Raw genomic sequence first — 19376 nt, 5'->3', positions numbered from 1 at the left:
GCTAACAGCTAACAGCTAACAGCTAACAGCTAACAGCTAACAGCTAACAGCTAACAGCTAACAGCTAACAGCTAACAGCTAACAGCTAACAGCTAACAGCTAACAGTTAACACTTACTTTTTACTTTTCTTGAATTTCGCAGCACGTTTTGCTTCAACACCACGATTACGAGGAGCTGTTTTTTTTGTTTTTGTTTTAGAAGGTCCACCAAGGTTTACTTTCTTGTTTTTGTCTTTCTTTTCATGGAAAGCAGCACCACGCTCGTCAGCTATAGGTTTTTTAGAGGTTCCTTTTAGCTTACGTTTGTCTTTCTCAAACTCAAGTTTCTTTTCTTCAATAATAATGTCGGCAGGAAATTCAATAACATCAATTTCTTGATTCATTAACTCTTCTACAGCCAATAATTTTTCTTCTTCATAAGGCGCTACAAAACTAACAGCAATACCATCTTTATCAGCACGACCAGTACGACCAATTCTATGAATGTATTGTTCTGGTACTTCCGAAAATTGTAAGTTGAAAACGTGTGTAATATCAGAAATATCTAATCCACGCGCCATAACATCGGTAGTAATTAAACCACGCAATTCGCCACTTTGAAACCTCGCCATCGATTGTAAACGATAGTTTTGTGTTTTATTAGAGTGAATTACACCAAATTGTTCTGGGAAATCTTCATTTATCAATTCGAAAGCAACATCCACTAATTTTTTGTTGTTTACGAATATTAAAACACGTTCAGTACTTTCATCTGTCGTTAATAAATGCTTAATCACATTTACTTTCGTTAGGAAATTAGGAACATGATATAGTTTTTGAGTAATTTGTTCTAATGGCGTTCCACTTGGAGCCAAAGAAACTTCTTCTGGAAAATCGAAAAATTCATCTAAAATAGCATCAACATCTTCGGTCATAGTTGCCGAAAATAAAATGTTTTGTCTTTTTCCACTCATCATAGAAAGAATAGAAGTCAATTGCACTCGGAAACCCAAGTTCAAAATTTCGTCAAATTCATCAATGATTAATTTTTGTAACACATCAAAACGCAAAACGTTGTCTAAAGCTAAATCCATCATTCTACCAGGAGTTCCTACTAAAACATCGACACCTTGAGCCAAGTCTTTACGTTGGGTATTAATGTTAACACCACCGTAAATTCCTAATGTTCTAACCGACATAAATTCGGTTAATTTTTGTACTTCTTCAACCACCTGTACTACTAATTCACGAGTAGGAACAAGAATAACGACTCTTGGAGAATCGGTTTTTTGAAACTTCCATTGCTTTAAAATAGGCAACAAATAAGCAAACGTTTTACCTGTTCCTGTTTGAGCAATTCCCATCATGTCTCTTCCTGATAATATCACTGAGAATGATTTTGCTTGAATAGGAGTAGGAGCAACAAAGCCTAATTGGTCTAAAGCTTTTTGTAATGATTTTGGTAAATCAAAATCCTGAAATGTTTTCATGTATAAATGCGTTTGCTGCAAAGGTAGTACTTTAAAATCAGAAGTTAGAATTTAGATTTCAGAAAGCATACTTTAGAAAGCAATCTAAATAGTCATGGAGAACAATTGTGTTTGTGGTGCGTTTCGTTTTAAACGCAAGTCAAAAGCCATACAAATATTACGAATGAACGCTTTTCCTTTTTCGGTTACAACCAATTGATTATTATTTATATGCAATAATTTGTCTTTTTCCATTTCTTTTAAAGACGTTAAAACTTCTTCTAATTCTGGAAATTTCTCTGCTTCTAGGCTCCAAGAAGTTTGAAACTGACACATGATGTTTAAAATGTGTTTTCGAATTAATAAATCTTCTTCGTTTAAAATATGCCCACGATATACCGGGATTTCATTATTATCTAAACGAGCATAATACGTATCGATATCTTTTTCATTTTGAGCAAAACCGGTCCAACTATCGCTAATAGATGAAGTACCAAGACCAATCATTAATTTGGTATTGGTTGTAGTATAACCCATGAAGTTTCTATGCAGTTTTCCTTCTTTAAAAGCAGTAAACATAGAATCGTTTTCCAAAGCAAAATGATCCATTCCTATTTCATAAAAACCATGTTTTGCCAATTTAATTTTTCCTTGTTCATACAATTGTCGCTTTGCATCATCTTTAGGAACATCTTCATCATTAAAACCACGTTGCCCGTTTCCTTTTATCCAAGGCACATGCGCGTAGCTGTAAAATGCTAATCTGTCTGGATGTAATGAATTTGTTTTATCAATAGTATCTAAAACGTCTTCAAGAGTTTGGAATGGTAGTCCAAAAACCAAATCGTGACTAATAGATGTATATCCAATTTCCTTTGCCCATAGCGTTACTTTGGCAACATTATGAAACGGTTGTATTCTATGAATAGCTTTTTGCACTTTCTCAGAATAATCTTGTACACCAAAACTAACTCGGCGAAAGCCTAAATTGAATAGGGTTTCTAAATGTTCGCGAGATGTATTATTTGGATGACCTTCAAAACTAAATTCATGTTCTTCGGCAATAACACTTTCTTTAGTAAGTCCTTCAATTAGTATTTTTAAATTTTCAGGAGAGAAGAAGGTTGGTGTTCCACCGCCTAAATGTATTTCTTTAAGAATTGGTTTTTCATCAAATAAATCACAATACAACTCCCATTCTTTTAAAACTGCTTTTATATAAGGATTTTCTACTTCATGTCTTTTAGTAATGCGTTTATGGCAACCACAAAACGTGCATAAACTTTCACAAAAAGGTAAATGAATGTATAAACTAATTCCGTCAGTAGAATTAGATTTTTTAAATGTCTCTAGAAAAGAGTTTTTCCAATTAGAATACGAAAATGTATTTTCTTCCCAATAAGGTACAGTAGGATAACTGGTGTACCTTGGCCCAGGAACATTATACTTTTGTACTAATGAATTTTGCATGCTTAATGAATTTAGTTCAAAAGTAGAGTAGTCTGAATGTTTAAAAAATGATAATTGTCATATTGACAGAAATGTAACATATATTACATGTTTGGATTAATTCTTGTTGTAAATTTGTTTTAAAATTTAAAATTATGAACGCAAAATTTAACGAAATAATAGGTCAAGAACAATTAACATTGGTTGATTTTTATGCTGACTGGTGTGGACCGTGTAAAACTTTAGCGCCAATTTTGAAAGAAGTTAAATCAGTTTTAAATGATGATGTAAAAATCATAAAAATAAACGTAGATCAACACCAAGATTTAGCTGCTGAGTTTATGGTAAGAGGTGTTCCTACGATGCTTTTGTTTAAAAAAGGAAAATTATTATGGCGTCAATCAGGCGTTTTAGGTAGAAATGAGTTAGTTGGAATAATTCGAGAGCATTTGAATTAATTTTTTTGTATATTGGTTTCAAATTATTTAGCATACGAAATCGCTATTTACAAAATGGTTGTAAAAACAATCATAAATAAAGCGATACCATTCGCAAATAAAAAACAATAATTATATACTTATGAAATTTAGAATAGCAATTTTAGCTTTATTAGCATTCTCTTTAACTTCTTGTTTAAAAACGAAAACAGATGGAGTAGAGGTTTTAAATGCAGTAAAATTTGAACAAAAAATGCAAGCTGCAGATGTTCAATTAGTAGATGTTAGAACCCCAGAAGAGTTTGCTGAAGGCCATTTGCCAAACGCAATAAACATTAACGTTACTGGAGACAGTTTTGATGCTGAAACAGCAAAACTTGACAAAGAAAAACCTGTAATGGTTTACTGTAAAATGGGAGGGAGAAGCGCAAAAGCTGCGTCGAACTTAAAAGAACAGGGTTTTAAAAACATTTCTGACTTAGACGGCGGAATTACAAGTTGGAATGATGCTGGGAAATTAATTGAACAATAACTAATAATCAATAAATTTATAGATATGAAAAAAAATGTAGGTAACGGAGATCGTTTTTTGCGAATTATTCTTGGAATTATAGGTGTTATTTTAGCTCTTTCAGGTTCATTTGAAGGTGGGTTAAAATGGGGGTTATTGGCTGTAGGGTTAGTGCTTATTGTTACTTCTTCAATGCAATTTTGCCCATTGTATGCAATTTTCGGAATGAATACTTGTAAAGTGAAAAGAAAGAAATAGAAAATAGTTTTTTATAAAATTTAAAAGCCCTTTAAACAATGTTTAAAGGGCTTTTTGTTTTCTTTATGCTATTGTTTTTTTTGAGGTTTATGATTTCCAGATTTATGAATTGATTTTTTCATATTTCCTTTATTTATATTAATGTGTTTGTCGCTTTTCTTTGAATGACTTGGATGATTTTTTATCACTTTATACTTCGAGTGTTTACTATCTCTAATACTACTTTGTTTTGAACGATAATTTTTATACCCTTTATACTTTTTTGAATAAAAATTATGTTTTAAGTATGGCTTAGGGTCATTAATAACCACTTTGTAAGTTGAATATAAATTTGCATTTTTATATTGATATGGTAAAGCATTTGAATAGATCCACTTATTTCCCTTTCTATGAATAAATTGAGCTTTAGGAGAGTTATAGTACATATCGTATTCTGGCATATAATAATACTCTACACGATCATATGAAACAGGACCCCATAATGGTTGTGAACTGATATTTGCATTTACACTAAGTTTGGCATTAGTGTCGGTAATATTCATTAAAAAAAATGCTGTAAAAAGCATTAATATTTTTAAATTTTTCATACTGATTAAATTTAAGTTGTAATGGAATTATTACTATACAAAGTTGAATAATTTTGAGAGTAAAAGTGTTACATATATTTTTGTAAAACTTACAACTTTCACATCTTTTTAATTGACGTATATCTCTTTAAAAATACTAATTGTGAGCATCTTGATTTTGCACAGGTTTTGATTTAAATATGTGAATAATGTAACTCTTATATGGAATTATGTAATGCAAATTTACCGTCTTAAATGAATATTTGCACTCATTAATTATTTAATATTTAAAAACAAAAAATGAAATCTACAAATGTAATATTAGTAGCGTTAGCTAGTGCAGCTGCTGGTGCAGCTTTAGGAGTTTTGTTTGCTCCTGAAAAAGGCTCAACTACAAGAAAGAAAATTTCCAATAAGACTAAAGATTTTACTGAAGAATTAGAAGGGAAATTCAACAAATTCATCGAAACTGTTTCAAGTAAAATTGAAAATATAAAAGATGAAACTACTAAAATAGAAGATTAGTAAAATGCTTAAAAAAGCATAGGTACTATAAATATTAATTGGAGACCAGGAACAATTAAAAAACGGGGCAATTCCTAAAGCCATATAATAGGAGAAAAAACAAAAAACAAAAACAAATCAGATGAAAAAATTATTTTTTACAGCAATTATCGCATTATTTTTATCCTCAGGGTCAGCTTTCAGTCAAAGTTATTTGCCAGAAGGTAACACACAACTTAATGTTGGAGTTGGTTTATCTGAATGGGGAGTTCCTTTTTATATAGGATTAGATAATAGTATTTCAAGAGATTTCACAATAGGTGGAGAATTCTCTTACCGTTCATACAATGAAAAATGGAAGGACTATGAATATCATCATAATGTAATGGGTTTTTCTGGAAATGTAAATTATCATTTTAATTCAATACTTAAAATACCACAAAAATTTGATTTTTACGCAGGTGCAAATGTAGGTTTCTATACTTGGTCATCTCCAGATGGTTATGACGGAAGACATAGTAATGGTTTAGGTTTAGGAGCCCAAGTAGGAGGAAGAGTTAAGTTGTCAAATAGTATTGGATTAAACCTTGAACTTGGTGGAGGTAATGCTTTCGCTGGAGGGAAATTAGGTTTAACGTTCAAATTATAATTAGCTAATTTTTAGCAGAGTGTTTCTTCAGTGACCATTTTAGTAAAGTTTAATACTTCCGTATTAATTTAAACAAATTTACAAATTGGTCACTGAATACTACACACTCAAACATATTATCGCATTTTTTTACAAACAAGTCAGTATTAATATAATTTTATATGGAAACTACTTCAGATACATTTGAATCATTATTTGAGAAAGCTGAAAATTTTGGAAAAACCACATACCAACTTTCAAAACTCAAGGCTTTAGAAACAACAACTGTTGTAACTACTTCATTAGTATCTCGGTTAACTGTTATCCTTATGTTTTCTATGTTTACCCTTGTTTTTAATATTGGAATTGCACTTTTTCTAGGAGAATTACTTGGTAAATCCTATTATGGATTTTTTATTGTTGCAGGGTTTTATTTGCTTGTTGGAATAGTATTGTATTTCTTTCTGCATAATTGGATTAAAAAGCCTTTGAGCGATTTAATCATTACAAAAGCACTTCAATAATTCTATCTATGAAAAAAATAACTTCACTAATAGATCTAAGGACTGCCATTCAGCAATTAGAACAGCAGCAACTTATTGAAGAAAAATTACTAAAAGAACAATTAAATTTGGCATACAATAGTATAAAGCCAGTAAATATTCTGCTTAATACTATAAAAGATTTTAGAGGTTCAAGCGAATTAAAAAATACTCTTTTAAACGCATCAGTTGGATTAGGTGCAGTTTATGCTTCAAAAAAAATATTTCAAAGTAAAAGCTTTCATCCTTTAAAAAATATGATTGGTTCTGCATTAATTGCAGGAATTACAAATGTAGTATCTAAAAACTCCGATACCATTATATCATTAGGAAATAAATTTTTTGATATGCTTAAGGGCGCTTCAAATGATGAGAGGAAAGCAGATAACGAAACTGAAAAATAAATTATGAATATGACTCCGTTTTCAAAGGTTGATAAAAATACTTCCTACGTATTACCGTTATACATAAAAATTACTATTATTTTAATAGGTTTTTACGTGCTTATTAATATGTTGTCAATTGCTCAGGACATAATCGTACCGCTAATTTTTTCAGTAATGATTGCAGTTTTACTTCATCCTATTGTAAACTTTTTTGTTCGAATAAAGATAAATAGGGTAGTTGCTATTATTTTTACGTTATTACTTACATTTTTAATTACTGCTACTATTGCTGTTATTATATTTAGACAACTTGGAGAGTTTGGTAAATCTTGGCCTCTTCTTGTAGATAAACTTACTTTGATGCTCAACGAAGCTACAAACTGGGCTTCCAGGTATTTTGACTTAAGTCCTTGGAAAGTTCGTCAATGGATTACAAAAGCCCAAGAAGATGCTCTTAGTTTCAGCAATGATGAAGTTGGTCAAACACTTTTTGCAGTAGGCAACTGGATAATGATAATGTTATTGGTTCCCGTTTATGTTTTTATTCTTTTATTTTATAACAAACTACTAATTGAATTTATTCATAGACTATTTGCTTCTAGAGATCAAAAAAGAATAAGTAGAATTATTTCTGAGACCAAAACGGTTATTCATAGTTATCTGGCTGGATTAATAATTGAAGCTGTTATTGTAGCTGTACTAAATATTACAGTCCTTTTATTTCTTGACATTGAATATGCCATTTTGCTTGGTATTCTCGGCGCATTGCTCAACGTAATTCCTTATATAGGAGGTATCGTTGCAGTAGCGTTACCAATGATGGTTGCTTTAGCAACAAAAACAACAAGCCTATTTGCCTTTTATGTTTTGTTGTTCTATACAATTATTCAAATAATAGATAATAACTTAATTGTCCCATTAATTGTTTCTTCTAAAGTAAAAATAAATGCACTTTTTGCTATTATTGTAGTAATTGCAGGAAATTCATTATGGGGAGTGTCAGGGATGTTTTTATCAATTCCACTCCTTGCCGTTGTGAAAGTTGTATTTGACCATTTTGGGTCCTTAAAACCTTGGGGATTTCTATTGGGCGATACCTTACCTACTATGCCTTTAAAAACGCAATCTATTATTAAAAACGGAAAGCAAAATTTATATTGTAAAATAGAAGCTTTTACTTTTAATATTAAAAAATTCAAGTAAATACAACTACTATTTAAACTTGTGTTTTTTCATAGAATACTATAACTTTTAATCATGCTTTAGTTGTATCTTTAAAAAAAAATGAAACCATTTGAAACTATATATTAAGTACATGGTAAGTAATCGCTGTAAAATGGCGGTGAAAGAAGATTTAAAAAAACTTGGTCTACATTTTATTTTGGTAGATTTAGGTGAAGTTGAAATAATGGAAAATATTTCTGACGAACAACGGAATAATGTAAAAATTGCGTTGCTTAAATCTGGGTTTGAATTAATGGATGATAAACGTGCTGTTTTGATTGAGAAAATTAAAAACACTATCATTGAAATGGTCCATCATTCAGATGAAGTTATCAAAACAAATTTTTCAAATTATTTAAGTGAAAAATTAAACTATGATTACACTTATATGGCAAACTTGTTTTCTGAAATTCAAGGATCCACCATTGAACAATTTATTATTTCGCACAAAATTGAAAGAATCAAAGAGTTAATTATTTATGGTGAATTAAATATCACTGAAATTGCATGGAAAATGAACTACAGTAGTGTTGCACATTTATCCAATCAATTTAAAAAAGTTACTGGTCTTTCACCTTCTCATTTTAAAAAATTAAAAGAAAAAAGGCGTAGCCCATTAGAAGATATTGGACTTAGAGAACAATCTAAATCTAATGAAAACTAGAAAATGAAAAAGACACTAGCCCAAGAATTTAATTACACACGAAGTTTAATTGAAGCCAGTTTAGATCCATTAGTTACAATAAGTGCAGAAGGTAAGATTACAGATGTTAACGAAGCCTCTATAAAAGTTACTGGTGTTTCGAGAGATGAGTTAATTAATACTAATTTTTCTAATTATTTTACAGATCCTAAAAAAGCACAAGAAGGCTACCTTCAAGTATTTGAAAAAGGTTTTGTAGCAGATTATCCGTTAACGATAAAACATAAAAATGGAAATTTAACCGATGTACTTTATAATGCCTCTGTTTATAAAGATGATAATGGAAATGTACTTGGGGTTTTTGCAGCAGCTCGTGATGTAACCTTTCAAAAATGGGCAATAGATTTAAGAAATGCTAATGAGGAGCTAGCATCTCAAAATAAGGAAATTGAAAAACGAGCTGCCGAATTAGTCATTGCCAACAAAGAACTTTTATTTCAAAACGAAGAGAAAGAAAAACGTGCAGCTGAGTTAATTATTGCAAATGAAAAAGCGAGAAGAGTAGAACATGAACTAAAAAACGCTCGAAAAATTGCTCAACTGGGAAGTTGGTATTTAGATCTTAAAACCAATCAAGCATCTTGGTCAGAAGAATTATTCAATATTTATGGGTATGACCCATTATTGCCTGCACCACCATATAACGAACAAGAAAAGCTATTTAGTACTGCTAGTTGGAATGTTTTAACTACAGCTATTAAAAACACCATTGAAACAGGAATTCCTTACGAATTGGAATTAGAAATTATAAGAAAAGACGGAAGTAAAGGTTGGCTTTGGGTGCTTGGAGAAACGGTGCTTAATAAAGATAATGAAACGGATGGTCTTTGGGGAGCTGCCCAAGATATTACATCACGCAAAGAATCTGAAATAGAGCTTTTATTTCAAAATGAAGAAAAAGAAAAACGTGCAGCGGAATTAGTTATTGCCAACAAAGAATTGGCGTATCAAAATAAAGTAATAGAAAAACGAGAAGCTGAATTAGTCATTGCTAATAAAGAACTTGCTTTTCAAAATACCGAAAAAGAAAAACGTGCCGCTGAATTAGTTATTGCTAATGAAGAACTTGCTTTTCAAAATATTCAGAAAGTAAAACAAGAACTAGCTAATAAAGAACTTGAAGCGTCTAATATTGATATAAAATCAGACTCTTTGTATTCTTTGAGTCTAATTGAAGCTAGTCTAGATCCTTTGGTTACCGTTAGTTCTAAAGGTAAAATAACCGACATGAATGAGGCTTTGGCAAATGTAACAGGATTAACAAGGGAAGAACTTACAGATTCAGATTTTCTAGATTATTTTACAGAGCCTAAAAAAGCGCGAGACGTTTATAAGGAAGTATTTGCAAAAGGATCCGTTACCGATTTCCCACTTACACTTCGTCACAAAAGTGGAAAATTGACCGATGTTTTATTCAATGGATCTACTTATAAAGATGAAAAAGGAAATGTAGAAGGAGTGGTTATTGTTGCTCGAGACGTTACAGAACAAAAAAAGGCTGCTAGAGAACTTACAGAAGCAATGCTTTTTGCAGAAATGGCAACAATGCTTGCAGAAGAAGCAAAAATAAAAGCTGAAAAATCTACATTAATTGCTGAAGATGCTGTGAAAGCAAAACAGCAGTTTTTATCAAACATGAGTCATGAAATACGTACTCCAATGAATGCAATCATTGGGTTTACAAAAGTGGTTTTAAAAACAGACTTAACAGCAAAGCAAAAAGAATATTTAAGAGCCATAAAAGTAAGTGGTGATGCACTTATTGTTCTTATTAACGACATACTCGATTTAGCAAAAGTAGATGCTGGAAAAATGGCGTTTGAACAAACACCTTTTAAAATGTCTTCATCTATTTCTGCGATGTTGCATTTATTTGAACCAAAAATTCAAGAAAAGAATTTAAAACTGGTAAAAATATATGATGAGAAAATACCGGATGTATTGGTAGGTGATCCTGTGCGTTTGCATCAAGTTATTTTAAATTTAGTGAGTAATGCCGTTAAATTTACATCAAAGGGAAAAATTACAGTAGATGTTAAATTAGTAGATGAAGATGAAAACAAAGTAACCATCGAATTCTCAGTTACAGATACCGGAATTGGAATTCCAGATTCAAAAATTGAAACGATATTTGATAATTTTCAGCAAGCATCAAGTGGAACCTCACGCTTATACGGAGGAACAGGTTTAGGGCTTGCTATTGTAAAACAATTGATAGAACCACAAGGCGGAAGTATACAGGTAACAAGTAAAATTGATGAAGGTTCTACTTTTAGTTTTAAATTAAGTTTTCTAAAAACAAATGCTGAAGTAGAAATGGAAATAGAAATGGAAGATTACGATAAGGATGTATCTGAAATAAAAATTTTGGTTGTGGAAGATATTCCACTAAATCAGCTTTTAATGAGAACATTATTGGATGATTTTGGATTTGAATGCGATATTGCTGACAACGGAAGAATGGCAATTGATAAAATGCAAGATAAATCGTACGATCTTATATTAATGGACTTACAGATGCCCGAAATGAATGGCTTTGAAGCAACTGATTACATACGGAACAGTATGAATAGTAATATTCCTATTATTGCCCTAACAGCAGATGTTACCACTGTAGATTTAGCTAAATGCAAAGCAGTTGGGATGAATGATTACATTGCAAAACCTGTTGATGAGCGCTTATTGTACAGTAAAATGTTAAGCTTAATAAAAAAAGCTAGCATAGTAGAAGAACCAGATGTAGCTGTACTTGAAGAGAGTGTTAAGATAAAGTGTACGGATTTACACTATTTAAGCACTCGTACTAAATCCAATAGGGTATTAATGATGGAAATGATTTCTCTTTATCTAGAGCAAACACCAGTACTCATTAGTGCTATGAAACAAAGCTTATTAGAAAATGATTGGAAAGGATTAAACGCAGCAGTTCACAAAATGATTCCCTCTTTTTCAATTGTAGGAATTCATACAGATTATGAAAACATGGCAAAAAAAATTCAGGAATTTGCTAACACTATGGAAAAGACAGAGGAACTTTCAGATTTAGTTCTTCAACTTGAAAATATTTGCAACCAGGCTTGTTCAGAATTATTAGAAGACCTTAATACTTATAAAAACGCAAAAGATGAATAATAATAAAATAAAACTTTTTTTAGTTGATGATGACGCATTTTACCTAAAATCATTGCAAATTGATTTTATGGAAAGTGCAGATTTTGATATTGAAACATTTTCTACCGGTGAACTTTGTATTGCAAATTTATCAAATAATCCAGATGTAATTGTTTTAGACTATCATTTAGATGGGATAGAAAAAGAGGCTATGAATGGTATGGAAACATTAGATAAAATAAAAGCTTTTAATCCTAATATTCCAGTCATTATGCTTTCTTCTCAAGATAAAATTGCAGTAGCCGTTGAATGTATGCATCATAAAGCTGCTGACTATATTGTAAAAAGTGAAACTGCTTTTATACGTCTAAAAAAAGTTGTTACTGAAGTTTTACGTTTTAATAAAATGGAAAAACAATTGAAATGGTATATGGATCGAATGTAATAGACATTTGTTAAAAGCTATTTAATCTTTTTACATGAAGAGAAAAGTGCAATGCTCATCTATAGATGTACATCGCACTTTTTTATATTAAAACAAACCAATAAATATTAAAGTGTGAATATTATAACTTTTCATCTTAATTGTGTAATGCTATTCTACTTAAAGATAATGATATTTGTTAAGTGGAAATTACTTCACAAGTAAAACGTTTAATTATGGGAAATTTACTTTATTTAATCGCAGTTGTTTTAGTTATCGGTTGGTTGATAGGATTTGTAGGCTATAGTGCCGGAGGACTTATTCATATCTTACTTGTTATTGCTGTTATTGTAATCTTGTTAAGAATTATTTCAGGAAAAAAAATATTATAAAATAACTCATTTTAATTACCGAGATTATGAATACTAAAACTTTAGGGATTTTACTTGTTGTAATAGGAATAATAATGATTTTGTACACAGGTTTTAATTATATAACTACAGAAGAAGTAGTTGACTTAGGACCAATTCAATTGAATGTGAAAAAGAGTCATCCAGTACAATGGTCACCAATTGTTGGGGCAATTCTATTGGTTGGAGGTGTTTTTGTAATGATTTCCAATAAAAAAAATCGCAGTTAATTTTAGTATTAAAAACTTTGTTCAATTAATCGTTGACAAGTATTAAATTTACAAAACAATAAAAAAATATAATTATGAATCTTAAAAGAATTTTTGGAGCTATTCTTACTGTACTTGGAATTATCGGTCTAATTTATAGTGCTATATTATTTGTTAATGGATCTCTTGGTGTAGATAACATTAAATTGCTTGCTACATACGGCTTGCTAAGTCTTTTATTCTTCATTTCTGGAATCAGTCTAGTACGTACAACAAAGGACGAAGCATAACTATGTCTTTTCGGCTCTGTTTATTTTTCTTAGACAGTCATTTGATTTGGTTGATTTATTCAAAAAAAAATATCAATATTGCATGTTTAATAAGTTCAAAATTACTTATTAAACATGCAATTTCTTTTTTCAATATTTTTTCTTGAAATAGTACAACATCATTATTCTTCTTCAAATGCAAAACGGATGTGTTTCATTTAATGATGTGTGAATGATGTAACTTATTTATATAGTTATACAACAGTTTCCAAGTCTTATAAAACAACCTTTGTATAGTGAAATCACATAATCTCTACAACATGAACAAAACTGGAAATAACGATACATGGAGTATTCAAAAAAATAAGCTTAAATTAAAATTCGCTGCATTAACAGATTCTGATTTATTGTTTGAAAAAGGAAAGAGGGATGTGATGGTAGCAAAACTTCAAATAGTACTTAACAAGACCAAAGAAGAAGTAGAAGAAATAATAAAAAACCTATAAGCTGTATTTTAAAAAAAAGGCGACAATAAATCTTTAAAAAAAAGTCAAACAAGATGAAGCAAATAAATTTAATTTTAGGGATTGTCATAGTTGCTGTAGGATTTACATCATGTAAAAATGTTGAAGAAAAAATGGCAGAGAAATCAATAGAAACTTATGTGATTTATGTTGATTCAGTTGGAAATGTTGCTGCTGATGATGCTAAATTAAATTGGGATGAAATAGATTACACTTATCAAATGAAGGTTACTGAAGCCGATTTTGCTTTAGAAAATTTAAAAGAAAAAGAAGAAGCACAAGGTAAAATAGTTAGCAGTAAAGCTAAGTTTGAACTATTAAAAGCTAAGTATTTAGCAGAAATGAATGCGACAGAAGATGCAAGTGCAAAACAACAGATGAGAAGCACATTGTTTGGAGAAGATAAAATAGGTGATGACTTAAATTTTGATTGGGTAAGCAAAAACAATATACTAGGTGTTTATGAACAATTTGTAAGTACTGTAAGTTTTAATAAGGATAATTATTCTCGTGAAGATTGGGACGGAATAAAAATATTATATGAAGCATTAGACATTAGAAAAAACACCGTTGAAAAAGAAGGTCTTTCTTCTAATGATAATGTTAAAATTGCTAATTTAAAATTAAAATTTGCGACAATGTTTACGCTACACAGATTGGGTGCAAAGTCAGAAGAAATGTAAAAAGTTAAACAATTAAGTTAAAGGTTCAATTGATTACTTTTCAACCCTGTGTAATGTTAAAACCCTTCGATTGTTAATAGCTCATTATCTTACTTCTCGTAGCTTAATTTTATTACCTTTAATATTCTGTACTTTGTCTATAACTCTTGTCTGTGATGTGTTCTAAAGTATTTGTAAGGTCATAATAATTAATTTTTTAGTGTGATTTGTGTAATTATTTAATAAAATTATGTAACACTTTTTTTGATTTCTATGCGTAATTTTATGATTGTAATGATTACACTAAAGTAGTTACTACCATAAAGATGAAAAAAGCAAAAATTTATTTATTGATGTTGATAGTCTCAACTAGTTTAGTGCCTAATACTATGTTAGGAGCTACAGAAAATTATTCAAATTTGGTTGCAAATGATCCAAAAGAAATTCCTGCTGAAGTTAAGGTTCAACTTGCACGCTTAGATGAAATTAAAACAATTGACAAATCAACATTAACTTCTCCGGAAAAAAAAGAGCTTCGTAAAGAGGTTCGAGCAATTAAAGCTTCTTTAAAAAGTACAGGTAATGGTGTCTATTTATCTGTAGGTGCAATTATTATTATTGTTCTTTTACTTATCTTGTTATTATAAAACTATTGACAATTTATTATTTTAAAAATCAATGGCATAATATTTCTCCAAGTGAGCTAAAGTATTAAATGATTTGGAAGTTTTGTTTAGGTATAATACTCTAGCATAGAGTAATAATAAGTATTACTATGTTAATAAGAAAACCCTTTAAATCTTAAGATTTAAAGGGTTTTTTTGTTTGAGCCGTGCTCTGCGGAGAAAGAGGGATTCGAACCCCCGGACCTGTTACAGTCAACAGTTTTCAAGACTGCCGCATTCGACCGCTCTGCCATTTCTCCAGTAAATATCACAATACTTCCGTATTGCGAGTGCAAATATAGAACGATTTTTTTATTTACAAAATAAAAAGAACAAAAAAACAGCACTTTTTTTAATTAAACTTTATAACAATTTGAATTTCAGGTACAACTCTATTTTCTATTTTAAAAATATTTTTATTTTATAGATTTAAATACCTTTGTATGCATATAATTATTTAAAAAATGGATTTTCCTTTAGAATACCTTTTACTTATTCCTGTTGGTTTTATTGCTGGATTTTTAAATACTATTGCAGGTGGGGGTACTTTATTAACTTTACCAGTGCTAATATTTTTAGGCCTACCAGCTTCAGTTGCAAATGGAACAAATAGAATAGCAATTTTAGTTCAAACATTTACAGCCGTAAAAGGATTTAAAAGTAAAGGAGAGACAATGTATCCATTTAGTTTATATCTTGGAATATCAGCCTTTATAGGGTCATTTATAGGTGCTAAATTAGCAATTGATATTAATGGTGAATTATTTAATAAAATTTTAGCATTAATAATGCTTATGGTTTTGACTATAATTATTTTTAAACCAAAAGTAAATTTAGCTACTCTAACTGAAAAAACTACAGGTAAAACATTACGTATTTCAATTGTAGTTTTCTTTTTTTTAGGAATTTATGGAGGATTTATTAATGCGGGAATTGGTTTTTTAATGTTATTGATTTTGCCTTACGTCAATGGACTAACTCTTTTGAAATCAAATGTTACAAAGGTTTTTGTTGTTTGCATGTACACAGTTGGAGCAGTTATTGTTTTTGCCTATGAAAATAAAATTAATTATCCATTAGCTTTAATTTTAACTGTTGGAAATGCTTCTGGTGCTTGGGTAGCGAGTAGGTGGTCTGTAAAAAAAGACGATAAAATAATTAAGTTATTCTTAATAATTACTGTATCGTCTTTAGCAATAAAATTATGGTTTTTTTAATTGATTTAGTAATTTACATAATCAACAATTTCTAGTCCGTATCCAATCATTCCTACACGTTTTGTATGCTCAGTTTGATTTGAAAGTAATTTAATTTTAGAGATATCAATATCATGCAAAATTTGAGCGCCAATACCAAAATCCTTATTGTCCATTTTAATACTTGGAGCTTTTATAATTCCTTTTTCTTGAAGTGTTTTTAATTCTGTTAACCTAGAAAGTAATTGTAATGATTTCACTTCTTGATTGATGAATATTACAGCACCTTGCCCTTCTTCATTTATTTTTTTGAACATACCGTCAAGTTTTTTATCAGCATTGTTGGTTAATGTTCCTAAAATATCATTATTTACTTGAGTTGAATTAATTCTTGTTAAAACACTATCCCCATTACTCCAAGTTCCTTTTGTAAGTGCTAAATGAACTTGTTTATTTGTAGTTTGTAAGTATGCTCTTAAACGGAAAGTACCAAATCGTGTTTCAATTTCAAAATCTTCCTTTTTTTGAATTAAACTATCATGTTGCATTCTGTAAGCAACTAGGTCTTCAATTGAAACTAATTTTAAATCGAATTTTTTTGCGACTTTAACGAGTTCTGGTAAACGAGCCATAGTTCCGTCTTCATTCATGATTTCAACGATAACTCCAGCTGATTTAAAACCTGCTAAACGAGCGAAATCAATTGCAGCTTCTGTGTGTCCAGTTCTTCTTAAAACGCCACCTTGTTTAGCGATAAGCGGAAATATGTGCCCAGGACGAGCTAAGTCAAAAGGCTTTGTGTCTGGATCAACTAATGACAAAACGGTTTTAGCTCTATCTGCTGCAGAAATACCTGTTGTTACACCATTTCCTCTTAAGTCAACAGAAACAGTAAAAGCAGTTTCCATATGGTCTGTATTGTTTCTAACCATTGTATGCAAATCAAGTTCTTTACAACGTGATTCGGTTAGTGGTGTACAAATAAGACCTCTTCCATGTGTTGCCATGAAATTAATCATTTCAGGTGTTGCCATTTCAGCAGCAGCTAAGAAATCACCTTCATTTTCTCTATCTTCATCATCAACGACTATAATCACTTTTCCTTGACGAATATCTTCGATCGCTTCTTCAATAGTGTTGAGTTGTATGTTGTTAGACATTGTAGTTAGTTATTTTGTTTATTAAATTTTAAAATCAATTTTTTGAAAGGTTCTGTTAACCAGTCAAAATTAATCATTATTCCTATGTCATTAGTTGCTCTATATGTAAATAAAATTGCTAAGGGTGTAAAAACAATTGAAGATAGCCAAACACCAACAAAAACTGGCAGCGCGTCTTCTTCTGCAAGCTTTCTTCCAAAAAGATTTAAGAAATGGTATAGTATAAAAATTACAATTGCGAGAACCATTGGTAACCCTAAACCTCCTTTTCTAATAATGGCTCCTAGTGGAGCACCAATGAAAAACATAAGTAAACAAGAGTATGCCATTATGAATTTTTCATGTATAACAATCCAATGTGAATTTATATTTTTCTTTTTGTACTCTAAGTCTGTTTTACCATTACTAATACTAAATTCTGTACTTATAGTGTTGTTTTTTGCTAATTCTAATATTTTTTTTGCCTCTTGATTTGACATTACTTTTAAAATATCAATAACTTCTTTGTTTTCAATATTTATGTTTTGAATTTTTTTAGAGGTGAAAACATTATCATTTCTATTTACAATATTTTCTGAAAAAGAAATTACTTCCTTATTATAATAGCTTTGTAATGAGTCTACAGTGAATTTTAATTCACTAATATTAAGCATTTTTTCGGTTGTGTAGTTTTCTTCATTTTCAACTTTATTGATTATTGATAAATCAATATTGATAATATATTTTTTAAAACTACTTTTTGCAAAGGGTTGCTTTTTACGGTCATTAAAATCACTTGGTTGTATGTTTTCATAATAGTTTCCATCAAGCAATGTAAGCTGAAGTAAATTAGTACCTTCAGAACTTCCTAAAACACCTTTTTTAGCTTTAATAACTGTGTTAGCACCAAATCCATAATTAGTATTTTTTACATGCATAATTACCCCTTCAAGTAACTCTCCTTGATCACCAGATTTTTTATCAACTTTAATACTAATATTTCCAATCGTATTAAATTGCCCTTCAGCAATAGCCATTGCAGGTTTTTGTTGAATAATGTTTTTTCTTAAGTTTAAAAAACGATATTGTGCATCTGGAATTACATTATTAGCAAAAACAAAAGTTATTAAACTTAAGGCTATAATTCCGAAAGAAAGCATGCGCATAGCCCTGTTCAATGAGATTCCAGCTGACTTCATTGCGGCAAATTCATAGTTTTCAGAAAAACTTCCAAAAGTCATAATCCCTGCTAGTAATACCGAAAGAGGCAGAACGAGTGGAACAATTGTAGGTGCATAAAATGAAAGAAATTTTATGATTGTAAAAAAGTCTAAGTCTTTTCCAGCTAAATCAGAAATAAAAAGCCAAATTCCTTGTAATATGAATATAAAAAAAAGGATTACAAATACCGTAGTAAATGTAATCATGTAAGATTTTAAAATGTACTTATCTAAAATTTTCACCTTTTAATCTAATCTGTTGATGTAGTAATTAGGATACTTTGATTGTGTAAAGGTAAAATGATTTTTTGACAAAGGTTGATTTGTTTTAAAAGAATTAACAGTTAATGTTGTTTTAGTTCCATTTTTTCCTGTTTCAATTAGATTGTAGATGTTTTTAGTTTGAACATCTATACCAATAAGGATTTCTTTTCTTTGATCTTTTGAGCTGATAGGGATTAATTTTACATATTGTATTTTTCTTCCTTTTACATTTTGTAAAATATCCCATGAATATTTATATCCAGATGTAAAAAAAGTTAACATCTTAGAAGGTGTTACAGCATTATCATCACTGTCATCAAATTTAGAAATTGTTATTTCTTCATCTTCGGGTACAATCGTATATACTTTTTTACCGTCAAATATTTTTGTAACTCCCATGAAATTTAAATTGTATAAATTTCCTTTAAGAGCAACATTCCCTTTACTTTCTTGGTTAATGTTTTCTTTAGGGTTGTTTAAAGAATATTTAAAATCTATTACAATATTATCGTATGTTTTTATTTGAGCAGAAACATCATCTAATAGGCTTTTTGCCTTAGCTGAGTTTTGTGCTTGTGCTGAAAAACTGATTGCTAACAGAAAAAATACTTTGAAAAAATTATTCAT

23 protein-coding genes and 1 tRNA gene are annotated in these 19376 nt (G+C 30.1%); 17 read left to right on the top strand and 7 right to left on the bottom strand.

Translation table 11 applies throughout. The features are described 5' to 3' along the window. Positions 1-113 precede the first annotated feature (113 nt). On the bottom strand, positions 114-1469 hold the full coding sequence (locus UXY25_RS01445; protein ID WP_320814216.1) for a DEAD/DEAH box helicase: 1356 nt from the start codon (positions 1467-1469) through the stop codon (positions 114-116). Positions 1470-1553: 84 nt separating this feature from the next. Beyond that, positions 1554-2918, bottom strand: a complete 1365-nt coding sequence (gene hemN, locus UXY25_RS01440) for an oxygen-independent coproporphyrinogen III oxidase (protein WP_320814215.1) — start codon at positions 2916-2918, stop codon at positions 1554-1556. A gap of 134 nt (positions 2919-3052) precedes the next feature. Between hemN and trxA the strand changes: the two genes are divergently transcribed. The 3 genes from trxA to UXY25_RS01425 all read left to right on the top strand — a co-directional run bounded on the left by trxA (position 3053) and on the right by UXY25_RS01425 (position 4103). Further along, positions 3053-3355 (top strand): thioredoxin, encoded by a 303-nt coding sequence (gene trxA, locus UXY25_RS01435; protein WP_320814214.1) that lies wholly within the window; start codon positions 3053-3055, stop codon positions 3353-3355. 121 nt (positions 3356-3476) lie between these two features. Then, positions 3477-3866: a rhodanese-like domain-containing protein gene (locus UXY25_RS01430; RefSeq protein WP_320814213.1), complete on the top strand. Its 390-nt coding sequence runs from the start codon at positions 3477-3479 to the stop codon at positions 3864-3866. A 24-nt stretch (positions 3867-3890) separates the two neighbouring features. Next, positions 3891-4103: a DUF2892 domain-containing protein gene (locus UXY25_RS01425; RefSeq protein ID WP_320814212.1), complete on the top strand. Its 213-nt coding sequence runs from the start codon at positions 3891-3893 to the stop codon at positions 4101-4103. A gap of 68 nt (positions 4104-4171) precedes the next feature. On the opposite strand, the gene UXY25_RS01420 is transcribed toward UXY25_RS01425, so the two are convergent. Beyond that, on the bottom strand, positions 4172-4690 hold the full coding sequence (locus UXY25_RS01420) for a hypothetical protein (protein WP_320814211.1): 519 nt from the start codon (positions 4688-4690) through the stop codon (positions 4172-4174). A 279-nt stretch (positions 4691-4969) separates the two neighbouring features. Here UXY25_RS01420 and UXY25_RS01415 point away from each other — a divergent pair, with 279 nt between their 5' ends. From UXY25_RS01415 to UXY25_RS01355, 13 genes are all read left to right on the top strand, one after another. Further along, positions 4970-5194, top strand: a complete 225-nt coding sequence (locus UXY25_RS01415; RefSeq protein ID WP_320814210.1) for a YtxH domain-containing protein — start codon at positions 4970-4972, stop codon at positions 5192-5194. A 121-nt stretch (positions 5195-5315) separates the two neighbouring features. Beyond that, positions 5316-5822 (top strand): hypothetical protein, encoded by a 507-nt coding sequence (locus UXY25_RS01410; RefSeq protein ID WP_320814209.1) that lies wholly within the window; start codon positions 5316-5318, stop codon positions 5820-5822. Between the two features lie 161 nt (positions 5823-5983). After that, the gene (locus tag UXY25_RS01405) at positions 5984-6325 is read left to right on the top strand and encodes a hypothetical protein (protein ID WP_320814208.1); all 342 of its coding nucleotides are present in this window, start codon (positions 5984-5986) and stop codon (positions 6323-6325) included. Between the two features lie 8 nt (positions 6326-6333). After that, positions 6334-6747, top strand: a complete 414-nt coding sequence (locus UXY25_RS01400; protein WP_320814207.1) for a hypothetical protein — start codon at positions 6334-6336, stop codon at positions 6745-6747. A 9-nt stretch (positions 6748-6756) separates the two neighbouring features. Further along, a complete protein-coding gene (locus UXY25_RS01395; RefSeq protein ID WP_320814206.1) occupies positions 6757-7932 on the top strand; it encodes an AI-2E family transporter in 1176 nt (391 codons plus the stop codon). 112 nt (positions 7933-8044) lie between these two features. Next, positions 8045-8617, top strand: coding sequence for an AraC family transcriptional regulator (locus UXY25_RS01390; RefSeq protein WP_320814220.1), 573 nt, complete (start codon positions 8045-8047; stop codon positions 8615-8617). 3 nt (positions 8618-8620) lie between these two features. Continuing rightward, on the top strand, positions 8621-11788 hold the full coding sequence (locus UXY25_RS01385; protein ID WP_320814205.1) for a PAS domain S-box protein: 3168 nt from the start codon (positions 8621-8623) through the stop codon (positions 11786-11788). Then, complete coding sequence (locus UXY25_RS01380) at positions 11781-12212, top strand: response regulator (protein WP_320814204.1); 432 nt, start codon at positions 11781-11783, stop codon at positions 12210-12212. Before UXY25_RS01385 ends, UXY25_RS01380 begins: the two co-directional genes overlap by 8 nt. Positions 12213-12427: 215 nt before the next feature. Next, complete coding sequence (locus tag UXY25_RS01375) at positions 12428-12583, top strand: lmo0937 family membrane protein (RefSeq protein ID WP_320814203.1); 156 nt, start codon at positions 12428-12430, stop codon at positions 12581-12583. 26 nt (positions 12584-12609) lie between these two features. Beyond that, on the top strand, positions 12610-12831 hold the full coding sequence (locus UXY25_RS01370; protein ID WP_320814202.1) for a hypothetical protein: 222 nt from the start codon (positions 12610-12612) through the stop codon (positions 12829-12831). Between the two features lie 568 nt (positions 12832-13399). Next, positions 13400-13585 (top strand): general stress protein CsbD, encoded by a 186-nt coding sequence (locus UXY25_RS01365; protein ID WP_320814201.1) that lies wholly within the window; start codon positions 13400-13402, stop codon positions 13583-13585. Positions 13586-13638: 53 nt separating this feature from the next. Beyond that, a complete protein-coding gene (locus UXY25_RS01360) occupies positions 13639-14286 on the top strand; it encodes a hypothetical protein (protein WP_320814200.1) in 648 nt (215 codons plus the stop codon). 305 nt (positions 14287-14591) lie between these two features. Then, positions 14592-14912: a hypothetical protein gene (locus UXY25_RS01355; RefSeq protein ID WP_320814199.1), complete on the top strand. Its 321-nt coding sequence runs from the start codon at positions 14592-14594 to the stop codon at positions 14910-14912. A gap of 193 nt (positions 14913-15105) precedes the next feature. Here the strand turns inward: UXY25_RS01355 and UXY25_RS01350 are convergent. Then, positions 15106-15190, bottom strand: a tRNA-Ser gene (locus UXY25_RS01350). A 204-nt stretch (positions 15191-15394) separates the two neighbouring features. Here UXY25_RS01350 and UXY25_RS01345 point away from each other — a divergent pair. Beyond that, on the top strand, positions 15395-16147 hold the full coding sequence (locus tag UXY25_RS01345; RefSeq protein WP_320814198.1) for a sulfite exporter TauE/SafE family protein: 753 nt from the start codon (positions 15395-15397) through the stop codon (positions 16145-16147). Between the two features lie 5 nt (positions 16148-16152). Here UXY25_RS01345 and ribB read toward each other — a convergent pair whose 3' ends face one another. The 3 genes from ribB to UXY25_RS01330 are packed head-to-tail and all read right to left on the bottom strand — an operon-like array spanning position 16153 to position 19376. Continuing rightward, positions 16153-17286, bottom strand: a complete 1134-nt coding sequence (gene ribB / locus UXY25_RS01340) for a 3,4-dihydroxy-2-butanone-4-phosphate synthase (RefSeq protein ID WP_320814197.1) — start codon at positions 17284-17286, stop codon at positions 16153-16155. Between the two features lie 5 nt (positions 17287-17291). After that, the gene (locus tag UXY25_RS01335; RefSeq protein WP_414601355.1) at positions 17292-18692 is read right to left on the bottom strand and encodes an LptF/LptG family permease; all 1401 of its coding nucleotides are present in this window, start codon (positions 18690-18692) and stop codon (positions 17292-17294) included. 39 nt (positions 18693-18731) lie between these two features. Then, positions 18732-19376, bottom strand: a complete 645-nt coding sequence (locus UXY25_RS01330) for an outer membrane lipoprotein carrier protein LolA (protein ID WP_320814195.1) — start codon at positions 19374-19376, stop codon at positions 18732-18734.

This window comes from Flavobacterium sp. (assembly GCF_034111225.1).
Lineage (GTDB): Bacteria > Bacteroidota > Bacteroidia > Flavobacteriales > Flavobacteriaceae > Flavobacterium.
This window is presented reverse-complemented; position numbering and strand designations above follow the sequence as displayed.

Bases quoted from the DNA above. Each gene is read 5' to 3' on its own strand.
- ribB (WP_320814197.1), bottom strand. From the start codon at position 17,286: ATGTCTAACAACATACAACTCAACACTATTGAAGAAGCGATCGAAGAT.
- UXY25_RS01380 (WP_320814204.1), top strand. From the start codon at position 11,781: ATGAATAATAATAAAATAAAACTTTTTTTAGTTGATGATGACGCATTT.
- UXY25_RS01385 (WP_320814205.1), top strand. From the start codon at position 8,621: ATGAAAAAGACACTAGCCCAAGAATTTAATTACACACGAAGTTTAATT.
- UXY25_RS01415 (WP_320814210.1), top strand. From the start codon at position 4,970: ATGAAATCTACAAATGTAATATTAGTAGCGTTAGCTAGTGCAGCTGCT.
- UXY25_RS01395 (WP_320814206.1), top strand. From the start codon at position 6,757: ATGACTCCGTTTTCAAAGGTTGATAAAAATACTTCCTACGTATTACCG.
- UXY25_RS01425 (WP_320814212.1), top strand. From the start codon at position 3,891: ATGAAAAAAAATGTAGGTAACGGAGATCGTTTTTTGCGAATTATTCTT.
- UXY25_RS01345 (WP_320814198.1), top strand. From the start codon at position 15,395: ATGGATTTTCCTTTAGAATACCTTTTACTTATTCCTGTTGGTTTTATT.
- UXY25_RS01410 (WP_320814209.1), top strand. From the start codon at position 5,316: ATGAAAAAATTATTTTTTACAGCAATTATCGCATTATTTTTATCCTCA.
- UXY25_RS01375 (WP_320814203.1), top strand. From the start codon at position 12,428: ATGGGAAATTTACTTTATTTAATCGCAGTTGTTTTAGTTATCGGTTGG.
- UXY25_RS01370 (WP_320814202.1), top strand. From the start codon at position 12,610: ATGAATACTAAAACTTTAGGGATTTTACTTGTTGTAATAGGAATAATA.
- UXY25_RS01420 (WP_320814211.1), bottom strand. From the start codon at position 4,690: ATGAAAAATTTAAAAATATTAATGCTTTTTACAGCATTTTTTTTAATG.
- UXY25_RS01390 (WP_320814220.1), top strand. From the start codon at position 8,045: ATGGTAAGTAATCGCTGTAAAATGGCGGTGAAAGAAGATTTAAAAAAA.
- hemN (WP_320814215.1), bottom strand. From the start codon at position 2,918: ATGCAAAATTCATTAGTACAAAAGTATAATGTTCCTGGGCCAAGGTAC.
- UXY25_RS01365 (WP_320814201.1), top strand. From the start codon at position 13,400: ATGAACAAAACTGGAAATAACGATACATGGAGTATTCAAAAAAATAAG.
- UXY25_RS01330 (WP_320814195.1), bottom strand. From the start codon at position 19,376: ATGAATAATTTTTTCAAAGTATTTTTTCTGTTAGCAATCAGTTTTTCA.
- UXY25_RS01405 (WP_320814208.1), top strand. From the start codon at position 5,984: ATGGAAACTACTTCAGATACATTTGAATCATTATTTGAGAAAGCTGAA.
- UXY25_RS01430 (WP_320814213.1), top strand. From the start codon at position 3,477: ATGAAATTTAGAATAGCAATTTTAGCTTTATTAGCATTCTCTTTAACT.
- UXY25_RS01360 (WP_320814200.1), top strand. From the start codon at position 13,639: ATGAAGCAAATAAATTTAATTTTAGGGATTGTCATAGTTGCTGTAGGA.
- UXY25_RS01445 (WP_320814216.1), bottom strand. From the start codon at position 1,469: ATGAAAACATTTCAGGATTTTGATTTACCAAAATCATTACAAAAAGCT.
- UXY25_RS01355 (WP_320814199.1), top strand. From the start codon at position 14,592: ATGAAAAAAGCAAAAATTTATTTATTGATGTTGATAGTCTCAACTAGT.
- UXY25_RS01400 (WP_320814207.1), top strand. From the start codon at position 6,334: ATGAAAAAAATAACTTCACTAATAGATCTAAGGACTGCCATTCAGCAA.
- trxA (WP_320814214.1), top strand. From the start codon at position 3,053: ATGAACGCAAAATTTAACGAAATAATAGGTCAAGAACAATTAACATTG.
- UXY25_RS01335 (WP_414601355.1), bottom strand. From the start codon at position 18,692: ATGATTACATTTACTACGGTATTTGTAATCCTTTTTTTTATATTCATA.